We start from the raw sequence: 2,272 nt of genomic DNA, 5'->3' as shown, positions 1-2,272 counted from the left end.
TTTTCTATGGTAAAATAAAGGCAAGAAAACAAGAGGTGACGGATACGATGGAAGAAGCGCAGAAACTATTAAACCAGCCTACATGGCGAATTATTGATCAATCTAGTACGGGACTTCATATGAGTGCTCTTCATTCGTTTGGGTATGATGATACGCTCTGCGCCTCGATAGGTACAAAGGGAGCACCTGCGACGGTTCGGGCATGGGTTCATGCCGATACCATTGTACTTGGAATCCAAGACACTAGATTGCCTTTTATAAGTGATGGACTGGAGTACTTGAAAGACCAAAACTACGAGTATATCGTTCGTAATTCAGGTGGATTAGCCGTTGTACTCGACGAGGGAGTTCTAAATCTATCAATTATTCTCCCGGAACAGGAGAAGGGAATCGATATCAATCGCGGATACGATGCGATGTGGACGCTTGTTCAAGAGATGTTTGCTGATTTTAATTGTTCGATTGAGGCGAGAGAAATTGTAGGATCCTACTGTCCAGGAAGCTATGACTTAAGCATTAATGGAAAAAAGTTTGCTGGAATCTCACAGCGGCGCTTGCGAGGCGGGGTGGCGGTTCAAATCTACCTTTGCGTAACGGGAAGTGGGAGCGAACGTGCCAAGGTCATACAAGAGTTTTACGATCGAGCGATTAAGGGAGAGGAGACGAAGTTCTCTTATCCAAAAATAGAGCCAAGGGTCATGGCTTCTTTGTCTGAGTTGTTTGGGGTTCCACTTACGGTTCAAGATGTGATGCTTAGGCTATTGCTCACCCTAAAAAAGAAGGCAGGGATCTTGCAGGCGGGTGTGTTAACGGATGAAGAATTGCAAATGCTTGATTCGTATGTCTTAAGAGTCGTGGAGCGGAATGACAAATTTTTAGTTGAGGCGAATGAATAAAGAGAAGTACAAAAGCCGTACCCAATGCAGGTACGGCTTTTCAACTAAGAGATATTATTGCCTACTCTCCCAAAATATATCTATATTTTACTCAGCGATTTTCTCCAGATTTCCATTTCGGTCCATCTTGAATTTAGTGGCAGGACGGTCTTCTTCTTCCTCTAACACCACTAGTTTACGAGCACGGTTCATAATTTTCATTAATGTCTCGTAATCTTCTTGGATAATTTCCGTATTTTGCTCAAGATGATCGATTTTTCCTTCTAGCTCTTCATTACGTCTTTTCAATGTAGCAATTTCACGTTTCAGTCTCTCATTCTCACTTTTTAAAATATCCACTTGAATATTGGACCCACCTAGTGATCGTAGATAAGAGATTACGGTTTCCATATTCATCTCTCTTGGAGCTTGCATTTGTGATGCGGCAGGGATTGGTAAGGCTACTTGTGTGACGCTTTGAGCGATTGCTGCTGGCTCAATGGCCATTTCTTCAGAGAAGTTTGGTACTTCGTAAGTTTCTACTTCAGCTGCTGCAATTGGGCCAACCTCTTCTAGTGTTGGAACTGGTGGTGAGTACAATAGTTTCTTTTTCCCACCTTGGTCTTTTCCTAGTATTCTTTGACGCTGCTTTCGTTGCTTTTTCGCTAATTGTAACGCTTTTTCGTAGCGATGCCTTACCACTGCATTCCAGCGGAAACCACATGCTGCAGAGGTACGATTAAGCTTGTCCCCAACCTCTTCAAATGCATTTAATTGTGTGCTTCCTTCTCTAACATGTCGTAAAACCGTTTCTGCTAGTAATAAATCATTTTCATCTGTCCATGCGTCTTGTCTAACTTTCATTCTACTCAACTCCCTAACAATAAATTACATTTTCAAGTTCTTAGTTAAAGCATGACCACATGCGTCGGGTTTTATACCAATTGATTGCAAGGATAGTAGAGTTTTTTTAAAAATATTTAAGATTTCACTAGATAGACAGGTTTTTTATGGATAATCGGCTAAGGATTACAGCTTGCATTAGGAGAAAAGAAACGGTAAAATACCGTTTAGATTATTAAAAAGAGTTTACTTGGCTTAGTTTGCACCGAAGAAAGGGTTGTAATATAGATGGCAAATGAATTTCGTGTGTGTGACGATTGTCAGGCCGTAAATTTAAAAACGTTGGTTCCTCGCTTAAAGGACATTGATCCTGAGGCAACGATTGAAATTGGCTGTCAATCATACTGCGGACCAGGGAGAAAGAAAACATTCGCATTTGTTAATAATCGTCCCCTTGCCGCGCTAACAGAAGAAGAATTAATGGATAAAATTAATAAGAAGCTGAAAAAATAAAATCACCTATTGGTACGGAAGATAGGTGGTTTTTTTCTTTG

General features: G+C 40.9%; 3 protein-coding genes. 2 read left to right on the top strand and 1 reads right to left on the bottom strand.

What is annotated here, in order from left to right:
• Positions 1–47: 47 nt before the first annotated feature.
• Complete coding sequence (gene lipL / locus ACGLXV_RS16510) at positions 48–896, top strand: octanoyl-[GcvH]:protein N-octanoyltransferase (protein ID WP_391559490.1); 849 nt, start codon at positions 48–50, stop codon at positions 894–896.
• Between the two features lie 87 nt (positions 897–983).
• Here lipL and ACGLXV_RS16505 read toward each other — a convergent pair whose 3' ends face one another.
• The gene (locus tag ACGLXV_RS16505; protein ID WP_119710295.1) at positions 984–1,739 is read right to left on the bottom strand and encodes an RsfA family transcriptional regulator; all 756 of its coding nucleotides are present in this window, start codon (positions 1,737–1,739) and stop codon (positions 984–986) included.
• A 267-nt stretch (positions 1,740–2,006) separates the two neighbouring features.
• Between ACGLXV_RS16505 and ACGLXV_RS16500 the strand changes: the two genes are divergently transcribed.
• Positions 2,007–2,231: a YuzB family protein gene (locus ACGLXV_RS16500; protein ID WP_119710294.1), complete on the top strand. Its 225-nt coding sequence runs from the start codon at positions 2,007–2,009 to the stop codon at positions 2,229–2,231.
• The last annotated feature ends 41 nt before the right edge of the window (positions 2,232–2,272 follow it).

This window comes from Robertmurraya sp. (genome assembly GCF_036676585.1).
GTDB lineage: Bacteria > Bacillota > Bacilli > Bacillales > Cytobacillaceae > Robertmurraya_A.
Note: the sequence above shows the minus strand (reverse complement) of the source record. Positions and strands in the feature narration are given on the sequence as shown.

What these genes read in the sequence shown, in the direction of transcription:
- lipL (WP_391559490.1), top strand. Translation starts at nt 48, where the DNA reads ATGGAAGAAGCGCAGAAACTATTAAACCAGCCTACATGGCGAATTATT.
- ACGLXV_RS16505 (WP_119710295.1), bottom strand. Translation starts at nt 1,739, where the DNA reads ATGAAAGTTAGACAAGACGCATGGACAGATGAAAATGATTTATTACTA.
- ACGLXV_RS16500 (WP_119710294.1), top strand. Translation starts at nt 2,007, where the DNA reads ATGGCAAATGAATTTCGTGTGTGTGACGATTGTCAGGCCGTAAATTTA.